This is a genomic window from Paenibacillus azoreducens (assembly GCF_021654775.1).
GTDB classification, from domain to species: Bacteria; Bacillota; Bacilli; order Paenibacillales; family Paenibacillaceae; genus Paenibacillus_AQ; species Paenibacillus_AQ azoreducens.
Map to the genome: position 1 here is coordinate 5,963,428 of NZ_AP025343.1, position 26,892 is coordinate 5,990,319.

Sequence of the window (26,892 nt, forward strand, 5' to 3'; positions counted from 1 at the left end):
CGCCACTTTCTCATGAATTGTTTCAAAAGGAATCAATTTCATAATGAATAATAATTAAAGGTATTTGAACAGCGGCATTAATGAAATTGATTCTTGAATTCGCTTTTTGGTTTTAGCAAAATCCTACATGACAAAAATGACTGGTTAACTGGCTGCCTGGCTGTTCCTTCTGAAAAGTTGCAAAAGTGCATCTATTTTAGCGTTCCAGGCAATTATGGCTAGAAAGCTTGCAAAAATGCATCTTTTCCCCAGCTTTTAGGCATACACAGACGATTCATGGTCAAAAGGATGCACTTTCGCAACAATTTTGCATTTCACACTATAAAAAGCCTGAAAAGGATGCACTTTCGCAACAATTTCTCTCTGGAACCGCTCGTATCCGCTTCAAATCCGCGAAGTCCGCTTCATCCGCTTCTTTCCTCTTCAAAATTACCTTTAAGTCACCTTCGAAAACATAGCATGCAGCCACTTTTTCACCCTCCTCGGTGAACACGCGAATCAGGTCAAAAACTACACAAACAAAAATACGCCTATCGACTTACCCTCACAAAAGTCAGACAGCGTTTTGCGGTATTTTTTCCTGCGATACAAGAATGTGGGCTTCTTGAGGTTTATGCTCCCTTATATCTTCAAAAAAAGGATCCAAGGGAATGGCCTTCCCCTGGATCCTCCGTACTGCATCATTTTGATTAGTTCTTTTCATGCCACCAGCATTACAGTGATGTATCCGGGCATGTGTAAATTTAAGCGAAGTATCAATCGGATTGATCAAAACCCGCTTCAAACAGTTCTCGCCTGCTTGGATGAGAAGCGTCTTCTGAGCCACTGGATATCGGTTGGTCATGGCCAGCTTCAGCCCAAAAAATAAGACATCATTTCTTCGTCATAAGTCTGCCCCTGCACCATTAGAGCCTCTTTCTCCAGGCCATAACTGACAAACCCCAGTCCTTTATACAATGCCGCCGCAGCCGTATTGGCCGTAACCACCGTCAGCTGGATCAACCTTAGGCCTTCGATTTCTTTGCCCCGGCGCAGTATTTCCTGCATAAGCATTTTGGCAATTCCTTGGCCGCGATGCTTGGAAGATACGTATACTCCCCACACCATCCCTTTATGTCTGACTTTCATCCCCTGCTCTCTCCGAAATCCGGCCATGCCAACCAGCTCGCCTGCTTCCGTAAAAGCGCCCAAAATATAATTGTCAGGTTCTTCGTTTATTCTCGATTCGACTTCGCTCACCGGCGTATGTACCTGTTCCTCATAAGAGGATCCAAAAGCCTCGGGATGATTCTTCAACGCTTCTAGCCGCAGCTTCCAAAATGCATCCGCTTGCCCGCGCTGTATATTCGTAATATGCATGAATTGTCATTCCCCTTTCGTATCGATTCTCCATGCCTGAAATAGCTCTTTTAATTCGTTGGCTGTATTTTCGATAAAATGTTTCGCTTTTTCCTCCTGAAAGTAGCTATTCTGAATGCCGGGTTCATTACGGTTATCTTGCAACCACTTAATTTTGCTGTCTCTGTACCTGCCGACCTCATCCCATGTAAGAAACGGATCAAGCGCAAACGCATGTGCCTGCCGCAATTTGATAAGCGCATCCTTGGCCCAAGCTGTATGTTTTAATAAATCGAATTCAAGCTGGCTGACTTCCCGGTGATATGTTTTTCTTGTCTCTGCCGGGTCTCCGCTATACTGCTGCTCAAAATCTACATATAATGTCTCAGTCCACCGGATATCGGTATAAATATGCGCGAAATACCCTAGAATAAACTCTTTCCATTCTGCATTCCGATCTTTATCCAAATATTCGATGCAGGCATTCTGAAGCGTTTCAATGCTTGGAAATCGTTCTTCCCGGACAAAGTGGGTGACACCCTTATCTTGTCTGGTGACATGCTCTCTCGCATGAATCGCATCCGGCGAAATGCTGCCAAGCAGAAAAGCGGGTGAAGGATCGGAAAATGACAACTTTTGAGCGACAGCAAAATGAACCATTGGCCAAGGCATGGCGTACCTCTCCTTCGTGATAAATATATGTATATGGAATCCCTATCGTTTACGACAGCGACGTCGGTTTCGCCGCAAGTCCCTCAACGGAGGTCGAGCCGATATGATCGATTCTTAGCGCTGGATCCCCGAGCGCCTTTTTGATTTTTGCGCCCAGCCCCATAAATTCCGCTTTCCATTTCGGGTCGTACGGCGCGATATAAAAGGTGTTGTCTAACATAAGGCTCTCCTCCTTTTAATGACTTCTACCCTAGCCATACTTTTTCCCCATATTTCCGCAGAATCCTTTAAAATTTCCAAATATTCGCACCCGTATAGGCCTATAATCGTATACAATAGTAGCATATATAATCAATTTCATAATGATAACTACTGTCATATGATCCAATATCTAGGTCAAATCGCTCAATATACATCCATTATGAAATTGATTCTTTAAGGACCTTTTTCCATATTTAATGAAATGAATGGTGCAAAAAGGAGTGCATTAAATGGCAATTATTGATGTTGTGAAATACGATGGACCCCCAGGTGTTTTTGCATGGCGTTATCCGAATCAGGAATTGGGAACATGGACCCAACTGATCGTGCACGAAACTCAAGAAGCGATTCTGTTTAAAAGCGGTCAGGCGCTGGATTCCTTTACGGCTGGTCGCCATACGTTAAGTACCGCTAATATACCCTTGTTGTCCAGTTTCGTAAACCTGCCATTCGGCGGACGCTCCCCTTTTACAGCTGAGGTGTGGTTCGTTAATAAACTCAGCTCGCTGGATGTGAAATGGGGGACCAGCTCGCCCCTGGAACTGCAGGATCCTAAATTCAACATTATTGTATCTATAAGAGCTTACGGCCAATTCGGAATTCAAATTGTGGATGCACGTAAGTTCCTGCTAAAGCTGGTAGGGAATCTTTCCACTTTTGATCAGGATACGCTGGTTAAATATTACCGCGGCGTGTTGATGTCCAACATCAAAGAAATGATCTCGGCCTACATCGTCCACAAAAAAATCAGCGTGGTCGAAATCAACGCTTATGCCGCCGAAATAGCCAAACATATCGAAACTGCGATTGCTCCAGCCTTTGAGGATATGGGCATATCACTCATCAATTTCTATATCGATTCGATAAATACTCCGTCGGATGACCCTGCCGCCCAACGGATCAAAGCAGCTTTAGCCAAAAAGGCGGAGATGGATATTATCGGATATACCTATCAGGAGGAACGATCATTTAACACTATGCAAGATGCGGCCAAAAATCCCGGAAGCACCGCCGCGACGATCGGCTCCGGGCTCGGGATGGGATTGGGGATGGCAGGTCCTATGTATGAAGCCGCCAACCAAATGAGCGGAAATCTTACGTTTCAAAGTTCTGCGGCCAAAATCGCAAAGCAGACAAGCTGCCCGAAATGCGGAAGCCCCAATACGGAAGAAGCGAGATTCTGCTCCGGCTGCGGTCAATCCTTGACGGCGGAAGCTGCCGCCACTCCCGAAAAGAAACAGGTCATTTGCAGCGATTGCGGAAGTCCAATTCCTCCGAACGCCAAATTTTGCGAAAATTGCGGAGATCCTTACAATGCCTGTCCATCTTGCGGTTACGACTTCGCTGTTGGAACGGCTGCATGCCCGAATTGCGGAACCGCGCTTCCGAAGGCATGCCGGGAATGCGGAGAATTGATGGATCCCAAAGCGAAATTTTGTCCAAGCTGCGGTACGAGCAGCGTCCTGAAATGCACAAGCTGTAATCACGAAATTACGCCCGGACAAAAGTTCTGCATGGAATGCGGCGCCAAATTATCATAAAGCGGGGGAAGAAATTGAATACCGGAATCATTCGTAGAAGCTGGTTCAGGAACATCGTCTTCATATTGCCCTTGATAACTGTTGTGCTGTTTGGATGGTATGGCGGATGGAACAGGATGAACACATGGATTTCAGGTGCAGCGGTCGGGTGCGCCGAAGCCGCCGCATTGTTATTTTGGCTGCGGATAACAAGCGGCAGATCAAATACCAGCTCTCCTGTTCCTTTTCGCATTGCATCCGGTGTCGCTACCGGGATTTACGGGATTTCCGTTTTGATTAGCGTCATTCTATGCGAATACATATTGGAAATCACGTGGGCTGCTTATCTAACGATACAACTCATCATGTTGGCGGGGTTTATTGTCGTTTGCGTGCTGCTGGAGCTGGGGGGAAGGTATGCCGGTTCCCAGGAGCGCAAGCAGTTTGATGAACGAAATGTCCAAAAGAAGCTGGCCAACCGGATATCATCCATTCGTTCGCAAATACAGACCATGTCAGACATTCCGGAACCAAGCGGGCTGCTGCAGGAGTTTAGAAAGTTAGAGGAAACCATTCTTTATAGCGATCCGGCAGTAAGTGCGGCATGGTGTGGAATCAAGAGCCTGCTCGAGCAGCATATTTCGCTTTTGGAGGACCAGGTGAAGCTCATGAATGCCGTAGCCGTGCCGAAAAAAGCAGAAGCAGCAGCCGAAACTACCCAAATCGTTCGTAAAATACATGAAATCATGGATGAACAAAAGAAACAATCGCTGCTTTTGAATTCCAAGTCAATATAGGAGAAGAAATATAAGAAGGAGATCTATACATGGATTTTGCATTCAAATCAAATTTCAAGGCATTTGACCGGATCATCCTTGCCATAACTTTTTTATTTTTCCCCCTCGGTTTAGTGATGGCCCTCATCCGGGTAATCTCAACGCATTTTCATCGCAGCCGCAAAGGCCGAAACCATCAGTTGCTGGGTTGGTGCCTGATCTATACCTATTTTATTTGTATGTTTCTCATCTATTTGACATACGACGGATTCGGACAGGAAGAAATAGCGGAATTTTTAGGCATAGGTCTCGTCTGGGGCATGCTTATGCTTATTCCGGCCGCCATTTTCTTTGCTTTGGCCGGCGTGGCGGACCGAAAGTTCAATAAGCTGCTGGGTCAATATTATCAGTTAGTGATGAAGAATGGGATCAATGAGATCGATCACATCGCTTATGAAACCAGACAATCCCCTTATCCGGTCATGCGGGATTTGGAATTTATGGTGAATGAGCGCATGCTGCCATTCGGCAGAATCGAAAATGGGATTCTCTTACTCGAGCCGGAAGGTTTTCACGAACAATACGAAGCGAACGAGGATTACGAGGAAAATGATGAGGATGAATACGACGACGATGATGAGTATGATGAGGATGAATACGATGACGAGGACGACGAGGATGAGTACGATGATGAGGACTACGACGACGAAGAAGATGAAGATACAGACACGAAACCAAAAGGCCCAAGGATGATCGAATGCCCCGGCTGCGGCGCCAGGGTGGTCGTTGTTCCCCATGAGCGGAAAGAATGCGAATATTGCGGCAACGAAATCAGCGCATAAAGCTGGATGACAATCCGATTTATAAAACCAAAACGCCTGCTCTATTGTCTACAAATACAAGCGGAGCAGGCGTTTTTTGTTATAAATCCTTCTTAAAATAATAATGCTTGAATCCCCGAGGCGCGTCATCGATTACAGCCATTTCTTGATATCCATGTTTTTTGTAAAACCCGGGGGCTTGGAAGCTGAACGTATTCAGTTTAATGAAGGTACATTCTTTTTCTCTGGCTATTCTCTCGATTTCCGTTAACAATTGGGAGCCAAAGCCATGTTTTCGATAAGCCGGGTCCACCCATAAAATATGGACTTCCACCCAGTTCCAGCAGCATTCACCTAGCAAGCCCGCGATGATTTTGCCTTCTTGATCCTTGATATTCAGATTTATTTCCTCATATCGGTTCAGATCAGCTGGCACTTGGCCGGCATTAAACTCAATCAGCCTATCTCTGATAAATTTGCTTTCTTCTTCGGAATTTCTTGAGATTTGATGTACACTCATTTCATACTCTCCCTTGGCCCTAATATTTCTATAATTGATGATGGTAATTCGGAATTTTCCTATTTATCCCTCCACCAAATGATAATAGCGCACATCCCCTTTTTCCGTTTCAGCAATTAATATATCTCCGCGTTCTTTCACGCTGTAAATCCTGGTTCCGATACTTAAGTGATTGGCCGTCCCGTCTTCGAAATGCAGACCGTCCTTGTTGTTCTGACTAATTTTTGTAATTTGCACGTCCTTCGTAAGGCTTAATTCATTCACCCAATCGATTCCTGAACAATAAACGGTACCCTTATACATAAAAATGTCGGCATCAGGTTTGGACTGCAAAACCTTGTATGCGGAAGGGTTTTCTATTCCATAATTTTTCCTGGCGATTCCATTACCGGAAGTGCAGCCGCTGGTGACCATCAAGATGAAAGAGACAAATAAAATCATCATTTTATTCATGTTATTTCTCCTTGGATTCATGATTTAGTTTTTTGCAAAATCCTCGATTTAGAGTCAATAACACTCTTTCCATCTTTATAGCATAAAATCCAGCTGCAAGTCACCCCAGCTGGATTTAACCCTTACCTTTTTTTCTTGTGATAGTGATAACCCGTGCAAAGACCTTTTTGTTTGGATTTGGCAGAGCAGTTATGCCCGCCGTTTTTATCGAGTCTTCCCGAATGTGCGTAAGCAGAAGATGTGATTCCCAGCAATACGACCAAAGCCATCATCATGATCACGAATTTTTTCATTTTATCACCTGCATATCCCCTATGCTTTAGGGTGTAATAGAATCTCCTTCATTCTACTATAAAACCCAAAATCAGGATACCTATATTCTATAAATTCGTATTTTTATGAAATAATCGCGATAGAATTGCCTTTTCTCTTTCATTCGGAGTCGCTTTTCGTTTGTTCAATCAATTCATGTATCGATGCCGGATATAGCGGTTTGCTAAGTTCCAAAATGGCTTTGGCATAAGATTGTATTTCCTTTTGGGCGTCATGCTCTAGGCGCTGGCTTAAAAAATGACATACCGACTGTAGGGAGGCGGTCCAATACCATCTGACATACATTCCGTATGCTGGCAAAAACAGCCGCGCCTGCTCTGCGCAAACCCCGGCTTGCAAGGCGGCTTCATATTTCTGCACTCCGGCTTCGATATAGTCGATCAATTCCTTCGTCAGCTGCCCCCCTGTCTCGGCGCTCAGGACCTCCCCGCTGCCCTGTTTGGAATTTTCGGGTTTGCTTCGCCATTCATCGGGTCCCGGGACGTAAAATACCGGTTCCTCCGTAATATATCTGCGGCTTGATTCATTCCATGCTTCGAGACTGTCCCCGGTGCCTTCGGCATGGCTTGCGCCAATCACGTATTTCCACCATTGTCTGGCGACCATAAGCGGGGCGTAAATTTCGTACTGCAGTATCACATGCCGAAACGGCGAGGTATGCCCTTCCCTGGCAAGGAACCGGATTAGACGGATATCCTTTTCATTCAACTCACTAGACTCCTTGGCATAGGACACCCGGGCGGCGTTTACGACCGTCAGGTCCGACCCCATATGGTTAACAAGCCTTACATAACCTTTATCCAAAACCTCAACGAATGACATCATAATGCCTCCTTCAATTCCTTCTTCGTTCTTACTTCTTCAAAAGCAGGGCAACTTCCTGTATGATTCTCCCATATGACATGCCGGATATTTCCACGAAAAAAAACACTGCCATTAAGGCAGTGTCTCCTCTATTTGATCAATGCCGCTCTCAGATCCGAACCATACTCCAAATAACCTTTTAGACAGGTTAGCATATAAACCCATCCCTCTTTGTTATCCAATAACCGGCTAATGAATTGATCATCGTTTTCGTTAAAACCTTCCTCGTTAACTTCAACAATCGTGTTTGCCTGATCGGCATCAATCAACGTTATCGTAACGGCATTTCCCTCGCCATTAGAGCCCCATCGAAAAGCAATCTTCTTGTTTTCCACGATCTCGGCAATTTTGATGTCGCCTTGCGCCTCATACTCTTCATACTTTAATGTAATGGTTTTACCCTGTTCCCATCTTTCAGAGCTTGAGGAAAACCAAAAGCCCCCAATTTTCGCCGGGTCCACAAAAGCTTCAAATATTTCATTAGCGGGCTTAAGTATTTTCATTTTCGTAAGATTGTTCATCAAGCCTATTTCCTTTCAGTGATTTCTTCTATGTTTAGTTATTGGTCTTTTCGCAGCAAATATTCTCATGTCTTGGACATCAAAAACGTAAAAATCTTGATATCAGTATCATCGGACTCAGCATGTTGATATGAACATTACTAACGATATCCTTCACACTACTCATCTAACAATCCCCAAAGCGTTACAACACCAGTATGATTGATCAAACAAATCAATTCGGACTCTTCTTCACTAATGTATTGGGAAATATCTCGTTTTCATCATCTCTTACGCTTACTCATAGATAAGCCCTATCATAATCCCGTCCGTTTAATCCATATGAGCGGCTTCCGATTGCCGATACTCTCTTTCAAGAATCGAAAAATAATATTGGTCGGTCCATTCATCATTCCAAAACAATTCTTCCTTAAACACGCCTTCCCGAGTCATGCCGATTCGCTCCATCAGTGCTGCCGAGCGGTCATTTTTCGAGTTGCACATCCCTACGATCTTATGGGCATCCAATTGTTCGAATCCGAATTGCAGTAAAAGCTTGGCCGCCTCGCTGCCATATCCACGACCGCCATACTCCGGAAGAACCGCGAATCCGATCTCCCAGCTTCTCCGGAAGTCGACATAACTCCAAATTTGCGCGATGCCAATCGGGGTTCCTTCGGGGTCTCCTGCCAATCGAATAATAAAATCATAACTTTCCCCTTCATCCTCTTCGAGCTTTTGCAGATACTCTTCCCGCGCCTCTTCTTCGGATTTTACCGATTCTTCGAAACTCCATAAACTTTCGTCGGTTTCGATTCTGATTAGAAACTCCAAATCTTCCGCTAAAATTTTCGTTAAAACAACGTTCTCTCCACAAATCTTCATTCCATACTCCTCCTAATTTGGTAAAGGTCTGAGGCAAAAAATGCAAAAGTACAACCTTTTTATAAATTTTATCAATAAAATAAAATCATTTCCTGTAAATGGACTCCATTTTATAATGAATAATATTACGGGCATTTTGAACAGCGGCATTAATGAAATGGATTCTTGAATTCGCTTTTTGGTTTTTAGCAAATTCCTACATGACAAAAATGACTGGCTGACTGGCTGTTCCATCTGAAAAGTTGCGAAAGTGCATCTTTTTTAGCGTTCCAGGCAATGATGGCTAGAAAGCTTGCAAAAATGCATCTTTTCCCCAGCTTTTAAGCATACACAGGCGGCGTAAAATAAGTTGTGTACCATGATTTGGAGTCTATCCAAAACATAAAAAAGTAGGGTATTCTCGGGATTGCGAAGTCACCAAGAAAGGAACCCTACTCGATGAATATGATACCCGAAAACATACTCAACAATCTATTTGAAAATCTTGTCACTCAATTTGTAAAAGAGAATCTGGAAACCATCATGCGAGCGGAAATCCAACAGTTCATGGAAAATGAACAAGAAGGGATCCGCAATAGTCGCAATGGTTACTACAAGCGTAATCTGCACACGAAGTACGGAAACCTAGAAGACCTGCAAGTGCCCCGAGATCGTAACGGCGATTTTCAAACGCATGTGTTTGAGCCCTACCAAAGACGGGACGGTTGGCTGGAAGAAGCCGTGATTCAGATGTACAAAAGCGGCATGGGTACCCGAGATGTCGCCCGTTTCATTGAAAGCATGTTCGGCAGCCACTATTCGCCGACAACAGTCAGCAACATCACCGCTACAGTCTTGGAGGATATCGAGAATTGGCATCAGCGAAAATTGAACAAGCGGTACTCTGTCATCTACTTGGATGGCCTGTATGTGAAGCTCAAGCGTAGTACGGTAAGCGGCGAGGTCATTTACTTTGCCATGGGAATTGACGACGAAGGTCGCCGCCAGATCCTCGGGTTTTACGTAGGCGGACATGAGAGTTCGAATGGATGGCGTGATGTCTTGAAAGACTTGTACCGACGCGGTGCCCAGGAAGTGCTGCTTGGTGTATTTGACGGCCTTCCTGGACTGGACGATGCCTTCCGTGAAACCTATCCTCAGGCCGACGTGCAGCATTGTGTGGTTCATAAGGTGCGGTCGACGTTTCCGAAAATCCGTGTACAAGACAAGACGGCATTTCTCGACGACTTGAAGACTGTCTATAACGCCCTTGACCACGATCTGGCTATGGCCGCCTTTGATACACTCAAAGCCAGATGGGGCAAGAAATACCCAAGGGAGATCGAGTCGTGGGAGAATAATCTGCCTACGCTGTTAACCTTCTACAAGTATCCTGTCGCCATTCGAAAAGCCATTTACACTTCTAATCCCATCGAACGGATGAACAAAGAAATCCGGAAGCGTCTGAAGCCAATGAACAGCTTAACCAATCTAGACGCTGTAGAGAAGATTGTGTACCTGGATGTAGTGGAGTACAACCAGCGTTACGCGGACCGTATTATCCCAGGCTTTGGTGTCCCGGACACGAAACAGGAACTGCGGAGTCTTTTTGAGGAGCGGTATCCTTCGTCCATGGAAGATGAATCCTAAAACCAAGCTCCCGCGCCTTCGCTTGGGCTATGTCCTCCACCACCACAAAAAAATCATTCAACTACGTTGGTGTTGTCGTTTCCTAAGTTTACCTGCTGTGTGCTTACACAAACTTCTTGACGCTACCGATCACATGATCAACTGTCTGAAAAAGCTTTCTCACATGCCATTAACATCACTTATATTTGCATATGGCAGCATATAAAACCAAGACTGAAGCAGCGTAGGTTAGCGACTTTAAAAATTAAACTCTTTTCCCCAATCAAATACAGCCGATTCCTCTATGCTTTTAGGCCAGTGCTTGCACCATTCAGGCACTTGAGGTTGTTCGACTCTGTCCAGACTTGGCGTGTATGGCTTCAAATCAAGGACGGGACTTCGGTCATCAGCATCAATATAAGCAATTTGGATGACACCTTCTTCAAAATCAATATCGAATATCTGCACAGTCGTCAAGGCGATCGGATTAGGACGAACCGGAGATCTGGTTGCAAAAACGCCTATGATGTCCGGTGCATTTTTATAGGGTTGCGGACTTTCCAAATGGCTTCTGGCTTCCTCGGTATCAAATCCGTCAAACCACCACAATACATTGACATGGCTGAAACTGTTCAACTCTTTTAATGCGGGAATATACTTTTTACCTAGTTCAATTAACATCTCCCCGCCCCGGACACGAATTTCCCCCACAGGATTTACATAAAATGACTTCATCGCATTCCCTCCAAGATTGAATTTCGCTGGCCATTTCAGCGTAATCCCTACCACTATGTGAGAGTCAACATCCAGGGAAAGGACTCGTTGGCTTATTTTTTCATGTCCGATTCTGAATGAATTTTCCTAGAGGAATCTGGATTTCCGTCAAATATTGATCCGGGGATGTTTCATTCCAATAGTTGCGATGGCATATTTGCCTGCTTGGTACCGCCATACGATAGACTGAATGCTCCGTTAGCCACTTGGCAAAAGACAAGTAAGCATTTTTAATATTCTCGAACGGTCCGTAAACCATGGCGCATGCCATCAGATCAACTTGCTCGGTTTGGCTATGTGCAATCCCTGATTGGTTACGCCCTAAATGACGTACAACCAAACATACCTCCACATCGACGTCTTCCTCTTTAAACTCCTGATCATGATAAATGGCGATGCCTGGGATTTGAGGAGCAATGTCGATCTTTTCGCATGTGATCATAGAAGTAAGTTCCCCCCACAATTCTCCCTCGCAAAAATAATTCGGGATGACCCGCCGCACAGAAACGACCGGATAACTTGGAACTTGTTTGAGCATAAAATTGTATTGCTTCGATATTTCGTCTTTTCCGATACTCGAAAGCGCGGCATCCATTTTCGCAAGCCTTTCCTTCTCCTGCCTGATGGTGTTTTCGATTTCCCGTCTTTTTTGTTTGAGCTGCTCGGTTAAAAAGCCATCATTCCAATTGCTTAATGCCACCGCGATTTCCGCCACGTTATATCCAAGATCGCGAAGCAAAATGATTTTTTGCAGATCAGGGATTTGTTCCACCGAATAATGCCGATAGCCGGTCAGCTTATCGATTTGCGCGGGTTTTAATAAGCCGGTTTCGTCATAATAACGCAGCATCCGGATGGATACCTGAGTCAGCTTCGAGAATTCCCCTATTTTAAAAATAGTCACCATCTCCTGTTGTTATAGGTGCATCATACTGATGCAGCAACCAGCGATAGAAATCCAGACACCAGATCAAATCTCTTGAATCAGCCTCATCAAATCACGGGGTTCCGCCAATTTATATCTGGCCTGGATCTCCTCATGATTCCTGCAGCCCCAAAGAGCCAAAGCAAAGTCGATTCCCGCATCGCGCGCGCATTCATAATCATAGAGGGTATCGCCTATATAGAGAGCCTTTTGGGGATCGGCGCCGGAAATCTCGATAAATTTTAATAACGGCTCCGGATTGGGTTTATGCTTCTCCGTATCATCCGCGCACACAATATGGGGCAAATATCCCATTAAGCCAAAGGGCACAAAATCATTTCTCAGCTCCTCCGTCGTTTTGGAAGTGACGATCCCCAGCGTGATTTGTTTGCTGTCTAATGTCTTCATTACATCCAAAATCCCGCCGAATACCTTCACCCTACCCATAAAATCCTTCAGAAAATAATTCCAGCGGTCATTCGCCTGCTCGATGTCGGTAATCCCCAGCTGCGGCAATGCATTAGCTCCCGGGATTCCAAGCGCAAATCTTAAATCCTCCAGATCGCTTTTTTGATTATAATCCGTCTCCAACATCTTTTGCAGCGATCCTAATACTGCTTGTTCCGTATCAAGTAATGTGCCATCTACATCAAATATAATTGTCGTGTACAATTAGGTATCCTCTTCCTGTTGGTATTTTTACTGCTGGTTATTCTGATCCTGTTTTTTTCTATATCTCACAATGCCGTCAATAGCAATAAATAATGCGGCTACAATAAGTACATAAAATGCATTGTCTTTAAAATCCTTCGCATCAAAATTTTTCAGAAACATGATCAAGCCCAGCGCATAAAGAATCACCATAAAAAATATAATGAATCTTTTTAAGCCCATACGCACACGGTCAAATCTCTTAAAATTTAATAGGGAAACATAAATTGTTACCAGTCCTATGATGAATAAAATAATCATCAGGCTCTTCCTCCCCCGATAATCAGGACAATAATCACCAACAGAGTCATTAGGCTCCCTCCTTAGCGTGGTTTGTTATTAAAGCGACAGACCCATCCGGGCTTATTTATATGCTTCTGAAAAAAGCATGCAGAAATAAAAGCACTAATACGGCGGTGACCGCCACTCTGGACACTCTCATCAGTTTTCCGCTTTCGAATGTTTTATGCAGCAAAAAGAAGAAAGCCAATGCCCATAATCCATCTTGAAAAAATGTCACGAATGCGTTTCTTAGTACATTGATCCAAAATAAAAATGTACTCACAATATTCCCTCCCTAAAGTTATCGGCTTGGATGTCATCCATCCAGTTGGTTTGGGCATATTTAATCGGAATCGGCGAAAACCCGGCCTTGGATTGTTTTGATATTGGGCCGGGTCATGTGCTGTTATGTATTTTATTATCCGATACGGTTGAAACTCATTATAAGGACTTAAGCCAGGGTTGTGTCGATATGACTTATATATTACAATGATGAGGTTTTTCAAATATATACTCAAAACGAATACATAAAATTGAGGCCGAGGTGTGTGCAAACATTATGATTTTCGGGGTTTTTACCGTTATTTTATTCATCATTTTCTTAATATTTCACTTATCGGATCCTAGGAGAATCATAAACGGTTTTTTATTCAATATGTTTTGCTGTTCACTGCTGGTTTCCGGCATTTATTTTGCAGTTACAACTCCCATTGTTATTTTTAGAGTCATGATCCTGATACCCTTATTTATCGTTCTTCTTTTTCTATCGACTTTCGGAATCCTCGCCTTATGCGTCGGGTTATTTCTTAATGCAAGAATTTTGATGAAAAAAGAAGGCCGGCGATTTTCGAATTGTTTAACTTTAATTTTGGGTTTAGGTCTTTTGCTATTGTTATTATTTTCGGTTGTTAATCCGGAACGGTTCCTGTCTCCTAATCTCCGGCCCTTGTTTGCCGGGGGATCGCTGATTGTATTCTATTTCTTTTTTAGTTTAACAAATTTCTTAAGCGCGTATTTCCTTTATCAATTTAATAAACCAAAATATAACCAGGATTTTATCATTGTTCTTGGAAGCGGCTTAATTCGCGACAAAGTACCGCCGCTTTTAGCAAGCAGAATTGATAAGGCTATTGATTTTTATCGGAAACAAGCTTCGGCTGCTTATCCGCCTACAATTATTTTCTCTGGTGGACAAGGTCCTGATGAAAATCTTTCGGAAGCCGAGGCTATGCAAAAATATGCCATCGAAAAAGGAATTCCTCCGGAACATACGCTGAAAGAAGACCGTTCTGTCAATACGTATCAGAATATGCTTTTCTCCAAACAAATCATGGACTCCTTAAAAAACGGCAAATATAACAGCATCTTTACGACCAATAATTTCCATCTCTTCCGTGCCGGCTTGTATGCAAAACAAACGGGATTAAAAAGCCAAGGCATCGGATCCAAAACGGCGTTTTATTACTGGCCCAATGCAATGATTCGTGAATATATAGCTATTCTGGTCATGAACCGCAAACGTCATATTATCGTAGTGGGGACCATTTTAGCTTTTTCAATTATAATCACGATCATTTCCTTTTTAGTTTCATAAGAAGGTTGTATTGTCTTACCCCTGTCGTAGTAATCAAATGTCCCCCTTATGAACGTCCCTCTTCCTTTATTGGAGATTTCCCGGGACGTTCTTTGCGCTACAATGCCTGAGCAACAAACTCAGCCAGCAAAATGTTCCCGGATTTTCGCGAATTCCGCGTAATCCTCCATGTAAAAGTCTGCGCCTGAGCACTCATTCTGAAACAAGCAGGTTTTGATTCCAAGCGCCTTCCCCGGCAGTATATCCAGTTCCCGGTCGCCAATCACGAGATCGATATGGTATTGATTATGGAGGTGTTGATACGATGCAGGATCCGGCTTTCTTGGATAACCGTCGTCACCGGCCACCATATCCGTAAAATATGTATCCCAGCCGAAATGCTGCAGTACGGCCAGAACTTCTTCCCGGAGTTTATGCGTCATGATGACATTGATCTGAGCGTATTTCAAAACCTCCTCAACCCCAGCAAACGGCCGAAAGGCATCAGGCGGCAGACATGCTATTTTATGACGTATTTCCTTCATTTCCCCTTCTGTCATTCGAAAATGTTTCTCTGCATCGCTGAATGAAATTTTCAGTTGAGACATCACTTCTTCTTCCGTTATACCCTCGTCACCTAACACTTCTTTGAACACAGCTGTATAAGCAGGATATGTATTAAACAAGGTCCCATCAAAATCCCATAAAATATTCAATCGTTAGCACCCCCGCCTTGTGGATAGGTCTTCTGCAAAAACGCAACCGACCGATTTATTAACGCTTTTAAAATCTCAATATCGATATCAGCAATTTTATTGATGTACACGCACGCTTTTCCTGAGGTATGTTTTCCGAATTTCTGCAGCAGCTCCTCCCGCCCTGTATCACCCGTTGCAAAATACAAACTGATTTTCGCTTTCCGGGGGGAAAAGCCAACGAGCGGCGCATCTCCTTCATGACCGGACTCATATTTATAATGATACGATCCGAATCCAATAATGCTGGTTCCCCACATTTTCGCTTTATAACCTGTCGTTTCGGTAAAAATATCCAATAGTTTAAACGCATCTTCGCGTTTTTTCAGATTGTCGATCTTTTCGATGAATTCGATGACACTGCTGTCGGTTTCTTTTGTTTTTAGTTCATACATATTCGCTTTCCTCCGCTAAACAATGGTTGCGCAATATCCTGTTTCCTTGCCTTTTTGAACGGCCTTAACATATCCTTCAAAGTAATAGGGGATATTGTCTTCTTCGCCGTTTACAATTCTCCCCCTCACTTTGTCAAAAGCATAAATCGAAACGGAAAATGCAGGTTCTCCGGTAATGAGAACAGGCTGCTCTTTGTCTTGGCCCCAATAATATTCGCCGCCAAAGTTCCTTCTTGCCACCTCAAAAATATAACTTCCGACCATGGAGCAGGCAGAATTCAAATAGTCTTCATCAATTTCAAAATCACGTAACTCATCTAACATAGCATCTACATCCTGCAGGCTTTCCACACTAAAATCGAATTTAGCCTTATCCGAAAAGTTGTCAGTGAAATTTTCAGCAGTTTCTATAATGTCGTTTTTTAAGTTTCTTTGCATTTATTGGACCTCCAATTAGCGGTTCTTTTATGTCCTTTTTTTGTGTTCCAAAGTCGGGGACCTGCTGCGACGAGATCAATCTTCTATTCCCCTCTCATTCCAACTGCAAAAACTTTAAAATTCATTTTCTCATAATACGGTACCAATCCCTCTTCGCAAAAAAACTGCAGATGCAGATTTTCTTTTTGGCAACGTTCTGCTAACTGACGTGTAATTTCCGATCCGATCCCTTTATTCCTATAGTCGGGATGAACTCCCAACCCGCAAAAGTAAGCATTGATGATGCCATCAGAAACGATTCTTCCAGTACCGATTAAGCGATCATCGTGATATGCATAGATAGCGTACCAGCTTTGTTTCATGGCCGTCAGCAGCCGCTCTTTATTAAGCTGCAAAAATTTATTCCAATCAAGATCCTCGTACAAATCATATATATTTTCTTCTGTTGGCAGTTCTGAGGTATATTTGATATCCATTGGGCGGCCTCCTTGCTCATTTATTGTTGTTGATTTCAATTTCTTGTAACGCGCTTATACGGAGCTTTCGATTTCATCAGCCGCCTTGATTCGATGATCGATAAAATCATAAACCTGCTGCATTTCCTCTACATAATTCCGGTCAATCTCAAAATATTTAACACCATGTTTTAAACAGTTCGTCCTAAATTCATCATGGGCTTGGATATGTTCCCCAATCATTCGGTCTTCCGGGTAAAGGCGGGTTTCGATGACGTTTCTATATTTTACGATGTCGCTGAAATGTTCTTGTATATAACCAGGAGAAAACCCGATAAAAACCGAAATAATATCATCCGGATACTTTTGTTCAATTTCCTTCACATATTCCGGCAGCAGATAACAGCCTTCCATAATCAGATTCTGATTATTCTCGATATTCGTCATGATCATCGCTTTTACCATCGGCCATAATTTCTCACCAATCACCTCATCGGGATCAAGCGGCGTAAACCCGCAATTGTTATATCCCCGATACAAACCCATTTTTAAGTGATCTATCGAAAGATAAGGTATTTGATATTTTTCTAACAATTGTTGAGACATATACGTTTTACCTGTACAACTGTTACCGCTGATTAATATAATCATGAAAATAGCTCCTTTAAGTATGTTTGCGCAGCATTTTTAGAGACACATCATATATCCATTCTATGAAGCCGTAACGGCTCTTCCCATATAGTCAGGAACTGACAAGCTTTGATTCGGGACCTTGATGCGTATAAGTCACGTATTTGTTCCAAAAAATGTTTTTTAAAATTGAATTTTTCCAAGAAAATGAAGACTAGCCTCCATGCATTTCTTGTATTCTTCAGGTTTATAGGCCTTATGAAAAGGATTCATAAACCCGTGTTCAGCTTCAACAATTTCGATGTCGGTCATTTTTTTCGTTTCTAACTTTTCCGCTAAATCCATTACGTTAAATGACTTCTCATGTTGGGAGAAAAATAGTAATGTTGGACATTCCGGTTCTACCTCTGAATAATTTCTAATTCGCGATCCGTAATATCCAATGACCCCATCCACCCCGCATTCGCTGCTGCGCCAGGCAGTGGTTGCACCGATACTAAAGCCAATGATATAGATCCGATTGTACTTTTTGCGCTGTTCTTCCACGATTTGCTTCACTTTATGAAGTGATTGATCGAAGCCGATTTCGTTCACAAAATATTGATAGGCTTGCTCTTCTTCCTCATAAGGAAAAGCTCCCCTGTCCAATAAATTCGGAGCGATTACATCGAAACCTTCTTTCGTCAGCTCATCGCTGAAAAAACGAATATGATCATTGATCCCATATATTTCATGCAAAATAATGACTAAAGATTGGGGAGAGAAACGCTTATTCATGAAGCTCACATCTTTCTTTTATGTTTTATCAGGTTTTAGAATAGCTCACCTACATTTCTTTTTCCAACACGTACATCTCATCTTCCCGATTCATCGGATTCACGATTTTTACGATTTTAAACCCACATTTATTCACGTAAAAATGATGATTTCTTTTGGAATAACCCGGAGTATCCGTCAGCCATTTTTTTGTGTTCGGGTACTTCTGTTCTATGTATCTCCATATGGCTAGCCCAATCCCGCGGTTTTCCAGCAACGGATCGACAAATAAATTACCTAAATAGTTTTCGTTGTTTTCGTTAATCCATACAATAACAGCCCCGATTACCTTCTTATCCAATAAGACCTTATAAGACTGGGTAGGTGATTCCAGCGCCCATTTCCTTATAAATTCGCCCGTGTCATATCCAGTAGGCCCTCCCTTTGCTTGGCCCAAAAATTGCTGTGTATCCAAATCAAAGGCGCGGGTCATGATTTCAGTTAAAACGGCAATATCTTCTTCAGTAATAGGTTGAAACTGCAAATTCTCGTAAGCTTCCATTCCCTTGTCCTCCATTCATACTGCCTTGCTGCCATTCATTTCAATCTCAAGCTTAGAAAATCAACAATCTCCTTAAAAGCATTCTGAACCATAGGATCATTAAAATGTTGGTCAAACACATGGTCGGCGCCTTCAATTGTAATTAGCTTGGAATAGATCCCCTTCTCTTTTAATTTCTCATGCATAAAAAATGATTGCTCATAAGGAACGTCCGTATCTCGATCCCCATGAAGAAGTAATGTTGGGGGATAATCTTCGGATATATTATCGATTGGGTTGTATTTTATGAGTTCGTCGGAATCGTTGTTGCGATCAAGTCCAGTTACTTCTTGAACCCAGACGCCTTGCTGGCGGCAATAAAGATAAAAATCGAATCTTTCCCATACGCCATTCGTCACTTCTTTATCCCCCACAGACTCCAATGCTTTGGTTCTGCTCACGATGGGCCTCTTACAATAATACTCACTCGGCTGCGCGAACCAGTCGCCCAAAATATCGCCATATCCATACAAGGAAACGATGGCATTAGGTTTGATCTCCATTGTTCCTGTTAATAAACTAAGGAATCCGCCCGCTGAGCTGCCCATGACCGCCATTTTATGAACGTCAAAATCATACCATTTTACCGCCATTGTTCTTACCCATTCCACTGCATCCCGGATATCTTCAATAATGGATACAAAATCCGTTTCAGGCGCCAGCCTATAATCGATATTGACGATACTAAAACCGGAACGCGTAAAATACTCGATTTGTTCCAAAGACAGCCATGTTCTTGTCCCGAAAATTAAAGCGCCTCCATGGATATATATAATAACTGGCGAACCCGGGCCTTGATCATAGATATCGGCACTTATGGAACAGTGATCCGTTTGCTTATAGACTCTGGTGTCTTTCATGTTTATAACCTCCTTTTATTATCGCACTGGGTCTATATAAGTTGAACCATTTTCTCCCTCTTGCTATTTCCTTATCCATTTCTTTAGTTCAACTTACATAGTCCGTTCGCTTTTCCAACTCAAAATACGCATCCCGAAGCCAAGGGTGAACAACCCTTAGCGTTTCCCGCTGCTCCCATAAAAAATGGATGTATGCAAATGCCGCATGCTCCAAAGAACGATCCAGCTGCGCCATGATCTGCTGCAAATAAGGCGGTGTGCCGCTTTGATCCCATTCGATTTTATCAGCTACAAATAAAACCTTGTCCAATAAAGTAGAATCCTTTTTTAATGTGGTGTGACAACCGACTGCGCCGAGGATTTCTTGATCCCGAATTTGAAATAGATCTCTGGCCATTTCCCCGACCTTCATGCAGTGTTCCGCAGTCTTCGGACATTTATTGTTGACCAGAAAGCTACATATATCCTCTCGCAAATTTCCGGTTAAGGGTTCAACAACGAGCTGATTATATACCGAATTCATAAACGCAGGCCTCCTTTATATATGAAAGTTGCTTTGTATCTACAAAAACACCCCGGCCTTAGATGCTCATATCCATTAGGTCGGGGCGGATTGGTGTCTTGATGGTGCAGTGCTACTCTTTGATCACAGATATTATTTTATTAAAAATTCTTTAAAATGCATCCAACTTCATAATGACAATATCCGACTTCGAGTCTATTGATTTAAATTCCATAAAGTACGCTCTTTGTTTGCTCTCATCTGTCATCGTTTTGATGTCCGGATGAAGGAAATAGGTTTCTTCTCCATGATCTTCAAAAATATAACCGACGTGATCTTCTGCTTGCGTACTCGGATCACCGTATACGGATTTGACTTCATCAAATGAATAACCTTTCCCAATATTCCTTGTTGTTACATATCTTGATTGGGGTTCGTCTGTCCATAACCTTATACCTGCTGCTTTGTCATCCACATAATAAACTTCCAATTTTCCCGCGTACTCAATACTTTCTTTCTTTTCTTCACCAGTACCAAGCACTTGTTCCACTTCATGCTGCTTCATTCCAAGGGAAATCATGCTCCCTGTTTTTTTGTCAAAAAAACCTAAATCCTGTGCAGTAAATTTTCCAGGTATGTACGAATATTGGGGCTGTTTTTCTCTGGTTAACAACAAGGTTCCCGCTATGATAAGTATAATAATGGCTGCTGCAAGAAGGATACCTTTCAATAATTTATTCAATGTTATATCCTCACAATCTTATCGTAGTTGATAGGTTATTTTTTTCTCACAAAATGAATGCTATCTTCCCAGCGGTTGTTTACCTGCATCACTTTTTCCTGTCTGCTGACGAATTCAAACCCGTTTTTGATGAGCACGATTTGCGAGCCAATATTGGTTGGCGATGTTCCAGCCTTTAATTGATCAATTCGATGGCGGTCAAAAGCTTCAGTCACTGCGAGCTTGACAGCAGCCGTGGCATATCCCTTCCCGCAATGTTTTCGGCCAATTCTATAACCTAGTTCCGCTTTTCTGCACTCTTCCAAGGCGATGTCCACTATATTCACCCTGCCGACCATTTCGCCTTCCTTATTACGGATGATGTACATGTAGCAAAGATCTTGGAGCTGTTCTTCAATAATGCTGTTGATTATTTTGTGGAAATTATCCGTTTCATAATATTCATCCCCCCGCGAAGGAACAAATGTCTCAAAATAATCCCGGTTTTCTTTTTCAAACTCCAGAATCTCATTGGCATTCGCTTGCGATACGATTTCAATAGATAGATCAGTCATTATATCATCTTCCTTCTGAATCTTTTATTTCGAATGGCTATATCTTGTTTTTAAAGCTTCTTTAAACACATCCCTCGGTTCTTTATAGTCAATAGGTTTATAAATCAATTTGTTTAACCATTTCATCCGGCCGATATGGTCGGCATATTCCAGATGCGTATCTTGCGTATACCAAATTACTTCTTTCATCGTTCCCAAAACACTGCGGCTATTCGTTTTTGAAATCACCACTTCCGATCCTTCCAAAAAGTACTGTTTAATCAGACTTTGGCTTACGCCTTCGTTTCTCAGGTATTCGGATAAAGTCGTTTTAAATTTCTCCTTCATTTTTTCAAGCTGTGAACTTCTTACCTCGTCAACAATGACGCTTAATCGACTAAGATCATTCATGAAAATAATATGTTTTCTATTGTTCAGCTGATACATGTTCGCATGCCAACTGAATAATAGGGAAGACTCGCAATCTTCTATTGCTGCTGCTTTCATATCTTTTAATAGTGATTGTGTCAATCTCAGTACCAACATAACGTCGCATCCTTTGTATAAGTCGCTTGACTATTTTAATAATTACTCGATTTTCGTTAAAATCATTTGCATGATTTCATCAGCTATCGTATCACGATTGTCTTCATTAATATGAATGATTTTTACTCTAAAATGATTTTTAATCTTATCTATCTCTGTATGGCTGTCTACAGGAACCGTTCCAAGAACAACATGTTGATGGTCAAATATGATTTTTCGAATCCATTCTTGGAATGGTAAGGATAACATCTGCATAAAACCTATTTCATCAATAACGATCACTTTTTTTGATTGCAATGATGATTCTAATAACGGAATAACAAAATCTTCGAACCCCTTTACGTCGACACCATATCTTCCGATTTTAAAGGTGCTGTTATTTTTGATACTTGCAATTTCTAGCCTCCCTCCGTCGACAGCCACACACTTAAAACCGATTCGTTCGTTATCATCCCGTATTTCCTCAGTATAGAAGCCACCGCAACGTTCAGAACCAAGGCGATGAATCATATTTTTAATTAAAGTAGACTTGCCCATCCGTGGTTTTCCTGTCAGTAAAAATACGTTTTTTCCCGAATCTCCATCTCCGTTTTTATTACATGCTAAAGCAGCACTCATATAAACTTTTAATTCATTTAATAGCTGTTGAGCAGCGCGAAGGACTTCGTTTTTATATTCATCTAATTTCGTTAATTTTGTGTTTAATGCTTCTTCATTCCATAACCCATATTCATTGGGTAAAGGTATGTCATTAAGCTTGCTATAATATTCATCGAAATCACTCCAAACCCATGGATTCCCACTATGATACAAACCGGAAAGTTGACAGCATCCCAAATGGATTGGAATTTTCTCATGGATCACATCTTCCAGGATGGATACAAGTTCTTCAATCTGTTTTTTTTCTTCATTTGTCATTTAATGTTCATTCCTTCTTTGAGGTACATTGCCGGAATTACGAATCTCTTGACCTTAAGCGGTTCTGTAATTCTAAAATCTGCGATTGATTGTTCCTCATATTCTCGCATAACTTTTTCAAAAATCTGTCCGATTAACATACAATCATCCAATGCGTCATGTCGTTTCAAATCCTTAATTCATATACTTTGAACAATACTCACAATGTTCTGAATAACGTTCTCAACTTCATCAGAGTTTTGGATGACAAAAAAATGGTCGGCTTCATTTTCTGCAGGCGCTGCCATATCCGCATGTTGAGAATCGGCCTGCTGCTTCATAAGCACTTCCACGAAAGAAGAAGCATTCCTAAAAACATTTGTACTGCGCTGACTTTTAGCAACCCGCTCTTTAAGAACATGATCCGGAAGATTAAAATGAACCAATATTCTTGTAAACCCTTGATCTTGAAAATAATTATGCAAATGGAGTCGGCCTTGACGAGCACGATTCGAATTGCAAAGAATGAGATGGAAATCCGTCTGATTTACAGCGTGATTTACAATGGTTTGAGTGACGGCGTATTTGATCGTATTAGGTCCTCGTTTTGGCCGCAAGTTTTTGTAATATGTATTGATGAATTCCGCATGGTTATCCTGGTCAATCACAACTGAATTATGCAGCTTTTGTTCCAGCGTCCTGGCAAATGTTGTTTTCCCGCTATGGGTTTTACCGACTGTTATGATGACGAATCTCTTCATTAAGGGGCACCCCATTCTTTACTTAATAGCTTCATTCTTCTCTCACGGTCTCCTTGTCCAGATCCACAAAGAAATAATGAAGTACAGAAAGCGGATAATAGCTAGGGTTTACCCGAACTTCATATTCTCCTGCAGGCGTAAAGCCGATCGGATTCAACATTACTGTATATGATTCATTTTCAATGGAATAGTCATCCGTATCCGCATTGTATTTTGCCTTTAACTTGGCTGCCACGAGATCAACCGCTTTTTGTCCGGCTGCTTCCTCACTTAAGTTATTCGTGTTTTCTTGACTTATCGAAGCCGTATCTTCCTTGACAGAATGGATTGAATCAATAGGATGATCAGCAGAAAAGAAAATCATAAGCGCTATTGCTAATATAATGTTCATTTGAAGTTCATTCCTTTGTTAGAATTACATATTAAACAGCCAAAACATGATAAATAGACGGAGTGTTCCGCACATTTCGGATATCCTCTAGGTATTGTCGGGTGATCATCACCTTCATCAGGAGTTGACCATTCTATATAATTTTCTGCATTTACAAATTTCTCTTCAAATAATTCAATCATTGTTCCGAAATGTTCGAATGTATCTTTAATCCACTGCTCGTTTGGCTCATCGTTCAATAACTCCCATTGAAGTTTGTTAATGACCCCTCTTATACACTCCAACATAAAGCTCTTCATTTCCGGAAAATCATCTTCAATCCATGGCATTTCTTCGATATTGAATCCAACTACTCCCCGGCCTATGACGTTTTGATCTTTTTGTGCAAGCCAGATAATAAATTCCTTTTCCCGATCCGTTGCAGCGATCTTAGATCCACTTATTACCAATGTCTCTATAAATACCGAAGTAGATTGATTTGTCATTCTTAATGGCTCTATCAATTCTTCAAGAGGACTTGGCATCGATATTTGATTCATTTCCCTACTCCTTTAGTTCGGCAATTACACGCAACCTATTTATATAAAAATGACCCAGCCTTTGATCTCTCTTGTCTTAGGCTGAGTCGTTAATTCACCAAGCTACTTCCATTATTATACACATGTCTGCTGAGGGATGATAGTTCACCAGTTGAAAGTTCATCTCTAACGAAACATGGTATCGCTATTTGCTGCAAAATAAGCTTACTGAAATTCTAGCGAAACTGTGTATCGTTATTAAGCTAAATAAGTGCTTTAAGACTGTTTTTATCCCAAATAGAGATCTGTAGTTTCGTTAGGGAATCAACCCCCTATTTTTTCTGATATTTCTCAATCATGTATCTGAGCCCTTAATAAGTAGTAACTCTTCTCCACTTTAAAAATAAAATCTTTGGAGTAACACGCATAGTAGCCATCCAACCTGACATCCAGTTCAAACACTTCATATTCTTGTTCATTTAGCAATTCATCAAGCAGACCAATTAACTCTTCGATCTTCTGATCTCTTGATTCAATCAACAGCTTAAGTTCTGCTTCATATTTCTCAGGTTGTCTTTCATATTCATTTAAATGAAAAAACGCCTTGAGTTCCGAATTAATTTGCATTCTCCAATCCGAAATTTTAATGAGTTCAAAGAAAATCACCTTTTTGGGTGTTGGGAGCCATGATTTGGCTTCATCATCATAAAATGCTCTGAGGTCCGATTGAAACACATCTTTGATTGGTTCCTCCGTAAACTCCAAGTATGACGACACGCAGCCATCAAAAAACTCGCATTCATCTTCTAAAAATTTCTGGATTTCTTCGATTTTTTTCATGTGTATACTCCATCGTTTACTGTTGATTTCGGTACGATCTCTGACAAAGAACTGTTCCTCAATAATATTTGGGCTCTAAACCTAACTTGTAAATAATCTCGCCAGATTGATTTTCTTTGTTTTGATTAATAAATCCCACTTTTTCATATAATCGTCTAGCAGGTTCATTATTTTTTTCGACTGTTAATGAAACAACTTTACAATGTGTGTGCGTTTCACTAATGAACTTGAGTATCTCTAAAAGAGCGAGGATCCCATATCCCTTCCCCTGATATTTCTTATCGATTTGAAATCCGCCTATCCAATAGTTATCCGTGCTATCGGGTGTATATGACAAATAAAAGAATCCTACTATTCTATTTTCATAACAAATAATATACGGGTCAAAAGCTTCATCCCATGGCTTAATATAAGCAAAAGCTAACGACTCAATAACAGACGGTACGAATATTTCTTGATCTTTATGTATTGATATCTCAACTGCTTCTTCCCAATTTTCTTAATTAATAGGTTTAATGGTGAATGGGTTCATTTAAGATGATAGTCCTTTCTCGCTGTTAACGTTTTTCGTTGATTTTATAAAATATAGAAAAATAGGCTGCTTTGAAGGCAGCCTATTTTGTTTCGTAGCGTTATTTACGCGCTGAGAGAATGAATTTCTCCAGTGCCTCTGTATTGGTAATGCCCTGATTGCATCCATGGCTTTCCATACATACATATTGGCCAATGGAAGAATAGTTATCCAGCGAAGCCTTGGTCCTGACAGTGAGGAATGCAAGCTCTTGATGCCGATTGCAGAACAAGCAGTACCCTTTCTTGTTCGTCGGCGTGATTCTTCCCTCGATGCCGATGAACTGTCCTTCGAACGGATAGACAATAAACAATCTGCCCGTGGCAATATCTACCCAGCTTAGATATGTCACATATCGAAAGTCGATGGATTGTAAATCAGGCACTTTCAGTTTCTTATGCTTAGGGAACAGCTTCTGAATTTGTTTTAGCGTAATCGGCGGATATGGCTCCAGGTACGGTTCCAATGCGCTTAGATATCTCTGGAAATCATATGCCGTCTCGAAGGTCGTAATTTGTTCCAGCATTTGCTGCTGATCCTTTGTCAGGTCATCAAATGCTTCGACAATGTTCGCTGCAGCACGGAACCTTACGGTCTCCAAGACTTTTCGATCCGCGACGGTTCGCAGTGTTTTCAGAAGAAATTCCGTTTGTTTCTTAATCACGTTATACTGATGGTTTCTAATAAATGGTGTACTCATAGCTTTCAGCCCCTTATTTATTCATAAATGATCATAAGGTGCAAAGCCTGTTATTAGAAACGATAAAGATAAGTTTGGGCGACTCTAATCCATCCATCGCACCTCACGCAAAGTATCGCCCCAGATCAGGCTTTGCATGAGGACTTCCTAGCAAATGAGCAATTCGGCATTGCCATCTGTAAAAC

Annotated in this window: 38 protein-coding genes; 5 read left to right on the top strand and 33 right to left on the bottom strand. The window is 41.8% G+C overall.

Annotated elements, in window-relative coordinates:
* Positions 1 to 852: 852 nt before the first annotated feature.
* The 3 genes from L6442_RS26425 to L6442_RS26435 are packed head-to-tail and all read right to left on the bottom strand — an operon-like array spanning position 853 to position 2,230.
* The gene (locus tag L6442_RS26425) at positions 853 to 1,359 is read right to left on the bottom strand and encodes a GNAT family N-acetyltransferase (RefSeq protein ID WP_212977153.1); all 507 of its coding nucleotides are present in this window, start codon (positions 1,357 to 1,359) and stop codon (positions 853 to 855) included.
* A gap of 6 nt (positions 1,360 to 1,365) precedes the next feature.
* The gene (locus tag L6442_RS26430; protein ID WP_212977154.1) at positions 1,366 to 2,010 is read right to left on the bottom strand and encodes a zinc dependent phospholipase C family protein; all 645 of its coding nucleotides are present in this window, start codon (positions 2,008 to 2,010) and stop codon (positions 1,366 to 1,368) included.
* A 49-nt stretch (positions 2,011 to 2,059) separates the two neighbouring features.
* The gene (locus tag L6442_RS26435; protein WP_212977155.1) at positions 2,060 to 2,230 is read right to left on the bottom strand and encodes a GrpB family protein; all 171 of its coding nucleotides are present in this window, start codon (positions 2,228 to 2,230) and stop codon (positions 2,060 to 2,062) included.
* A 271-nt stretch (positions 2,231 to 2,501) separates the two neighbouring features.
* Between L6442_RS26435 and L6442_RS26440 the strand changes: the two genes are divergently transcribed.
* From L6442_RS26440 to L6442_RS26450, 3 genes are all read left to right on the top strand, one after another.
* Entirely contained in the window at positions 2,502 to 3,812 is a 1,311-nt protein-coding gene (locus L6442_RS26440; protein WP_212977156.1) for an SPFH domain-containing protein, read from the top strand.
* Positions 3,813 to 3,928: 116 nt separating this feature from the next.
* Positions 3,929 to 4,588, top strand: a complete 660-nt coding sequence (locus L6442_RS26445; RefSeq protein ID WP_212977157.1) for a hypothetical protein — start codon at positions 3,929 to 3,931, stop codon at positions 4,586 to 4,588.
* Between the two features lie 29 nt (positions 4,589 to 4,617).
* Positions 4,618 to 5,409 carry a hypothetical protein gene (locus L6442_RS26450; protein WP_212977158.1) on the top strand — a complete coding sequence of 264 codons (792 nt, stop codon included), beginning with the start codon at positions 4,618 to 4,620 and terminating at the stop codon, positions 5,407 to 5,409.
* A 79-nt stretch (positions 5,410 to 5,488) separates the two neighbouring features.
* On the opposite strand, the gene L6442_RS26455 is transcribed toward L6442_RS26450, so the two are convergent.
* The 6 genes from L6442_RS26455 to L6442_RS26480 all read right to left on the bottom strand — a co-directional run bounded on the left by L6442_RS26455 (position 5,489) and on the right by L6442_RS26480 (position 8,943).
* A complete protein-coding gene (locus L6442_RS26455; RefSeq protein ID WP_212977159.1) occupies positions 5,489 to 5,908 on the bottom strand; it encodes a GNAT family N-acetyltransferase in 420 nt (139 codons plus the stop codon).
* A gap of 63 nt (positions 5,909 to 5,971) precedes the next feature.
* The gene (locus L6442_RS26460) at positions 5,972 to 6,361 is read right to left on the bottom strand and encodes a hypothetical protein (protein WP_212977160.1); all 390 of its coding nucleotides are present in this window, start codon (positions 6,359 to 6,361) and stop codon (positions 5,972 to 5,974) included.
* A 122-nt stretch (positions 6,362 to 6,483) separates the two neighbouring features.
* On the bottom strand, positions 6,484 to 6,654 hold the full coding sequence (locus L6442_RS26465; protein WP_194235494.1) for a YHYH domain-containing protein: 171 nt from the start codon (positions 6,652 to 6,654) through the stop codon (positions 6,484 to 6,486).
* A 139-nt stretch (positions 6,655 to 6,793) separates the two neighbouring features.
* On the bottom strand, positions 6,794 to 7,516 hold the full coding sequence (gene thyX / locus L6442_RS26470; RefSeq protein ID WP_212977195.1) for an FAD-dependent thymidylate synthase: 723 nt from the start codon (positions 7,514 to 7,516) through the stop codon (positions 6,794 to 6,796).
* Positions 7,517 to 7,647: 131 nt separating this feature from the next.
* On the bottom strand, positions 7,648 to 8,079 hold the full coding sequence (locus L6442_RS26475; protein ID WP_212977161.1) for an SRPBCC family protein: 432 nt from the start codon (positions 8,077 to 8,079) through the stop codon (positions 7,648 to 7,650).
* 312 nt (positions 8,080 to 8,391) lie between these two features.
* Positions 8,392 to 8,943: a GNAT family N-acetyltransferase gene (locus L6442_RS26480; protein ID WP_212977162.1), complete on the bottom strand. Its 552-nt coding sequence runs from the start codon at positions 8,941 to 8,943 to the stop codon at positions 8,392 to 8,394.
* A 438-nt stretch (positions 8,944 to 9,381) separates the two neighbouring features.
* Between L6442_RS26480 and L6442_RS26485 the strand changes: the two genes are divergently transcribed.
* Positions 9,382 to 10,572, top strand: coding sequence for an IS256 family transposase (locus L6442_RS26485; RefSeq protein WP_237100094.1), 1,191 nt, complete (start codon positions 9,382 to 9,384; stop codon positions 10,570 to 10,572).
* A gap of 237 nt (positions 10,573 to 10,809) precedes the next feature.
* On the opposite strand, the gene L6442_RS26490 is transcribed toward L6442_RS26485, so the two are convergent.
* The 5 genes from L6442_RS26490 to L6442_RS26510 all read right to left on the bottom strand — a co-directional run bounded on the left by L6442_RS26490 (position 10,810) and on the right by L6442_RS26510 (position 13,526).
* Positions 10,810 to 11,286 (bottom strand): SAM-dependent methyltransferase, encoded by a 477-nt coding sequence (locus tag L6442_RS26490; protein ID WP_212981416.1) that lies wholly within the window; start codon positions 11,284 to 11,286, stop codon positions 10,810 to 10,812.
* Positions 11,287 to 11,386: 100 nt separating this feature from the next.
* On the bottom strand, positions 11,387 to 12,229 hold the full coding sequence (locus L6442_RS26495; protein WP_237100095.1) for a MerR family transcriptional regulator: 843 nt from the start codon (positions 12,227 to 12,229) through the stop codon (positions 11,387 to 11,389).
* A gap of 66 nt (positions 12,230 to 12,295) precedes the next feature.
* Complete coding sequence (locus L6442_RS26500) at positions 12,296 to 12,922, bottom strand: HAD family hydrolase (RefSeq protein ID WP_212981414.1); 627 nt, start codon at positions 12,920 to 12,922, stop codon at positions 12,296 to 12,298.
* A 27-nt stretch (positions 12,923 to 12,949) separates the two neighbouring features.
* Positions 12,950 to 13,222, bottom strand: coding sequence for a hypothetical protein (locus L6442_RS26505; protein WP_212981413.1), 273 nt, complete (start codon positions 13,220 to 13,222; stop codon positions 12,950 to 12,952).
* A 106-nt stretch (positions 13,223 to 13,328) separates the two neighbouring features.
* Positions 13,329 to 13,526 (bottom strand): hypothetical protein, encoded by a 198-nt coding sequence (locus tag L6442_RS26510; RefSeq protein ID WP_212981419.1) that lies wholly within the window; start codon positions 13,524 to 13,526, stop codon positions 13,329 to 13,331.
* Between the two features lie 276 nt (positions 13,527 to 13,802).
* Between L6442_RS26510 and L6442_RS26515 the strand changes: the two genes are divergently transcribed.
* A complete protein-coding gene (locus L6442_RS26515) occupies positions 13,803 to 14,837 on the top strand; it encodes a YdcF family protein (protein WP_212981412.1) in 1,035 nt (344 codons plus the stop codon).
* A 119-nt stretch (positions 14,838 to 14,956) separates the two neighbouring features.
* Here the strand turns inward: L6442_RS26515 and L6442_RS26520 are convergent, their stop codons facing one another.
* The 19 genes from L6442_RS26520 to L6442_RS26610 all read right to left on the bottom strand — a co-directional run bounded on the left by L6442_RS26520 (position 14,957) and on the right by L6442_RS26610 (position 26,707).
* The gene (locus tag L6442_RS26520; protein ID WP_212981411.1) at positions 14,957 to 15,532 is read right to left on the bottom strand and encodes an HAD-IA family hydrolase; all 576 of its coding nucleotides are present in this window, start codon (positions 15,530 to 15,532) and stop codon (positions 14,957 to 14,959) included.
* Entirely contained in the window at positions 15,529 to 15,966 is a 438-nt protein-coding gene (locus L6442_RS26525) for a DUF1801 domain-containing protein (RefSeq protein WP_212981410.1), read from the bottom strand. Before L6442_RS26525 ends, L6442_RS26520 begins: the two co-directional genes overlap by 4 nt.
* A 15-nt stretch (positions 15,967 to 15,981) precedes the next feature.
* The gene (locus L6442_RS26530; protein ID WP_212981409.1) at positions 15,982 to 16,404 is read right to left on the bottom strand and encodes a hypothetical protein; all 423 of its coding nucleotides are present in this window, start codon (positions 16,402 to 16,404) and stop codon (positions 15,982 to 15,984) included.
* 83 nt (positions 16,405 to 16,487) lie between these two features.
* On the bottom strand, positions 16,488 to 16,880 hold the full coding sequence (locus L6442_RS26535) for a GNAT family N-acetyltransferase (protein WP_212981408.1): 393 nt from the start codon (positions 16,878 to 16,880) through the stop codon (positions 16,488 to 16,490).
* Positions 16,881 to 16,934: 54 nt separating this feature from the next.
* Positions 16,935 to 17,510 carry a 2-phosphoglycerate kinase gene (locus tag L6442_RS26540; RefSeq protein WP_212981407.1) on the bottom strand — a complete coding sequence of 192 codons (576 nt, stop codon included), beginning with the start codon at positions 17,508 to 17,510 and terminating at the stop codon, positions 16,935 to 16,937.
* Between the two features lie 162 nt (positions 17,511 to 17,672).
* Positions 17,673 to 18,266: a dienelactone hydrolase family protein gene (locus L6442_RS26545; RefSeq protein WP_212981406.1), complete on the bottom strand. Its 594-nt coding sequence runs from the start codon at positions 18,264 to 18,266 to the stop codon at positions 17,673 to 17,675.
* A 49-nt stretch (positions 18,267 to 18,315) separates the two neighbouring features.
* A complete protein-coding gene (locus L6442_RS26550; RefSeq protein ID WP_212981405.1) occupies positions 18,316 to 18,807 on the bottom strand; it encodes a GNAT family N-acetyltransferase in 492 nt (163 codons plus the stop codon).
* A gap of 35 nt (positions 18,808 to 18,842) precedes the next feature.
* A complete protein-coding gene (locus L6442_RS26555) occupies positions 18,843 to 19,706 on the bottom strand; it encodes an alpha/beta hydrolase (protein ID WP_212981404.1) in 864 nt (287 codons plus the stop codon).
* Positions 19,707 to 19,794: 88 nt separating this feature from the next.
* Positions 19,795 to 20,229 carry a hypothetical protein gene (locus tag L6442_RS26560; RefSeq protein ID WP_212981403.1) on the bottom strand — a complete coding sequence of 145 codons (435 nt, stop codon included), beginning with the start codon at positions 20,227 to 20,229 and terminating at the stop codon, positions 19,795 to 19,797.
* Between the two features lie 151 nt (positions 20,230 to 20,380).
* Positions 20,381 to 20,950 (bottom strand): hypothetical protein, encoded by a 570-nt coding sequence (locus tag L6442_RS26565; RefSeq protein ID WP_212981402.1) that lies wholly within the window; start codon positions 20,948 to 20,950, stop codon positions 20,381 to 20,383.
* A gap of 35 nt (positions 20,951 to 20,985) precedes the next feature.
* Complete coding sequence (locus tag L6442_RS26570; RefSeq protein ID WP_212981401.1) at positions 20,986 to 21,504, bottom strand: GNAT family N-acetyltransferase; 519 nt, start codon at positions 21,502 to 21,504, stop codon at positions 20,986 to 20,988.
* Positions 21,505 to 21,528: 24 nt separating this feature from the next.
* Positions 21,529 to 22,029: a DUF6933 domain-containing protein gene (locus L6442_RS26575; protein WP_212981400.1), complete on the bottom strand. Its 501-nt coding sequence runs from the start codon at positions 22,027 to 22,029 to the stop codon at positions 21,529 to 21,531.
* A 42-nt stretch (positions 22,030 to 22,071) separates the two neighbouring features.
* Complete coding sequence (locus tag L6442_RS26580) at positions 22,072 to 22,947, bottom strand: nucleoside-triphosphatase (RefSeq protein ID WP_212981399.1); 876 nt, start codon at positions 22,945 to 22,947, stop codon at positions 22,072 to 22,074.
* Positions 22,948 to 23,126: 179 nt separating this feature from the next.
* Entirely contained in the window at positions 23,127 to 23,687 is a 561-nt protein-coding gene (locus L6442_RS26585) for an ATP-binding protein (RefSeq protein ID WP_212981398.1), read from the bottom strand.
* A gap of 31 nt (positions 23,688 to 23,718) precedes the next feature.
* Entirely contained in the window at positions 23,719 to 24,078 is a 360-nt protein-coding gene (locus L6442_RS26590; protein ID WP_212981397.1) for a hypothetical protein, read from the bottom strand.
* Positions 24,075 to 24,617: a hypothetical protein gene (locus L6442_RS26595; protein WP_212981396.1), complete on the bottom strand. Its 543-nt coding sequence runs from the start codon at positions 24,615 to 24,617 to the stop codon at positions 24,075 to 24,077. Before L6442_RS26595 ends, L6442_RS26590 begins: the two co-directional genes overlap by 4 nt.
* Before the next feature lie 330 nt (positions 24,618 to 24,947).
* Positions 24,948 to 25,436 (bottom strand): hypothetical protein, encoded by a 489-nt coding sequence (locus L6442_RS26600; RefSeq protein ID WP_212981395.1) that lies wholly within the window; start codon positions 25,434 to 25,436, stop codon positions 24,948 to 24,950.
* Between the two features lie 58 nt (positions 25,437 to 25,494).
* A complete protein-coding gene (locus tag L6442_RS26605) occupies positions 25,495 to 25,911 on the bottom strand; it encodes a GNAT family N-acetyltransferase (protein WP_336513166.1) in 417 nt (138 codons plus the stop codon).
* 157 nt (positions 25,912 to 26,068) lie between these two features.
* Positions 26,069 to 26,707: a FusB/FusC family EF-G-binding protein gene (locus L6442_RS26610; RefSeq protein WP_212981394.1), complete on the bottom strand. Its 639-nt coding sequence runs from the start codon at positions 26,705 to 26,707 to the stop codon at positions 26,069 to 26,071.
* Positions 26,708 to 26,892: the final 185 nt, after the last annotated feature.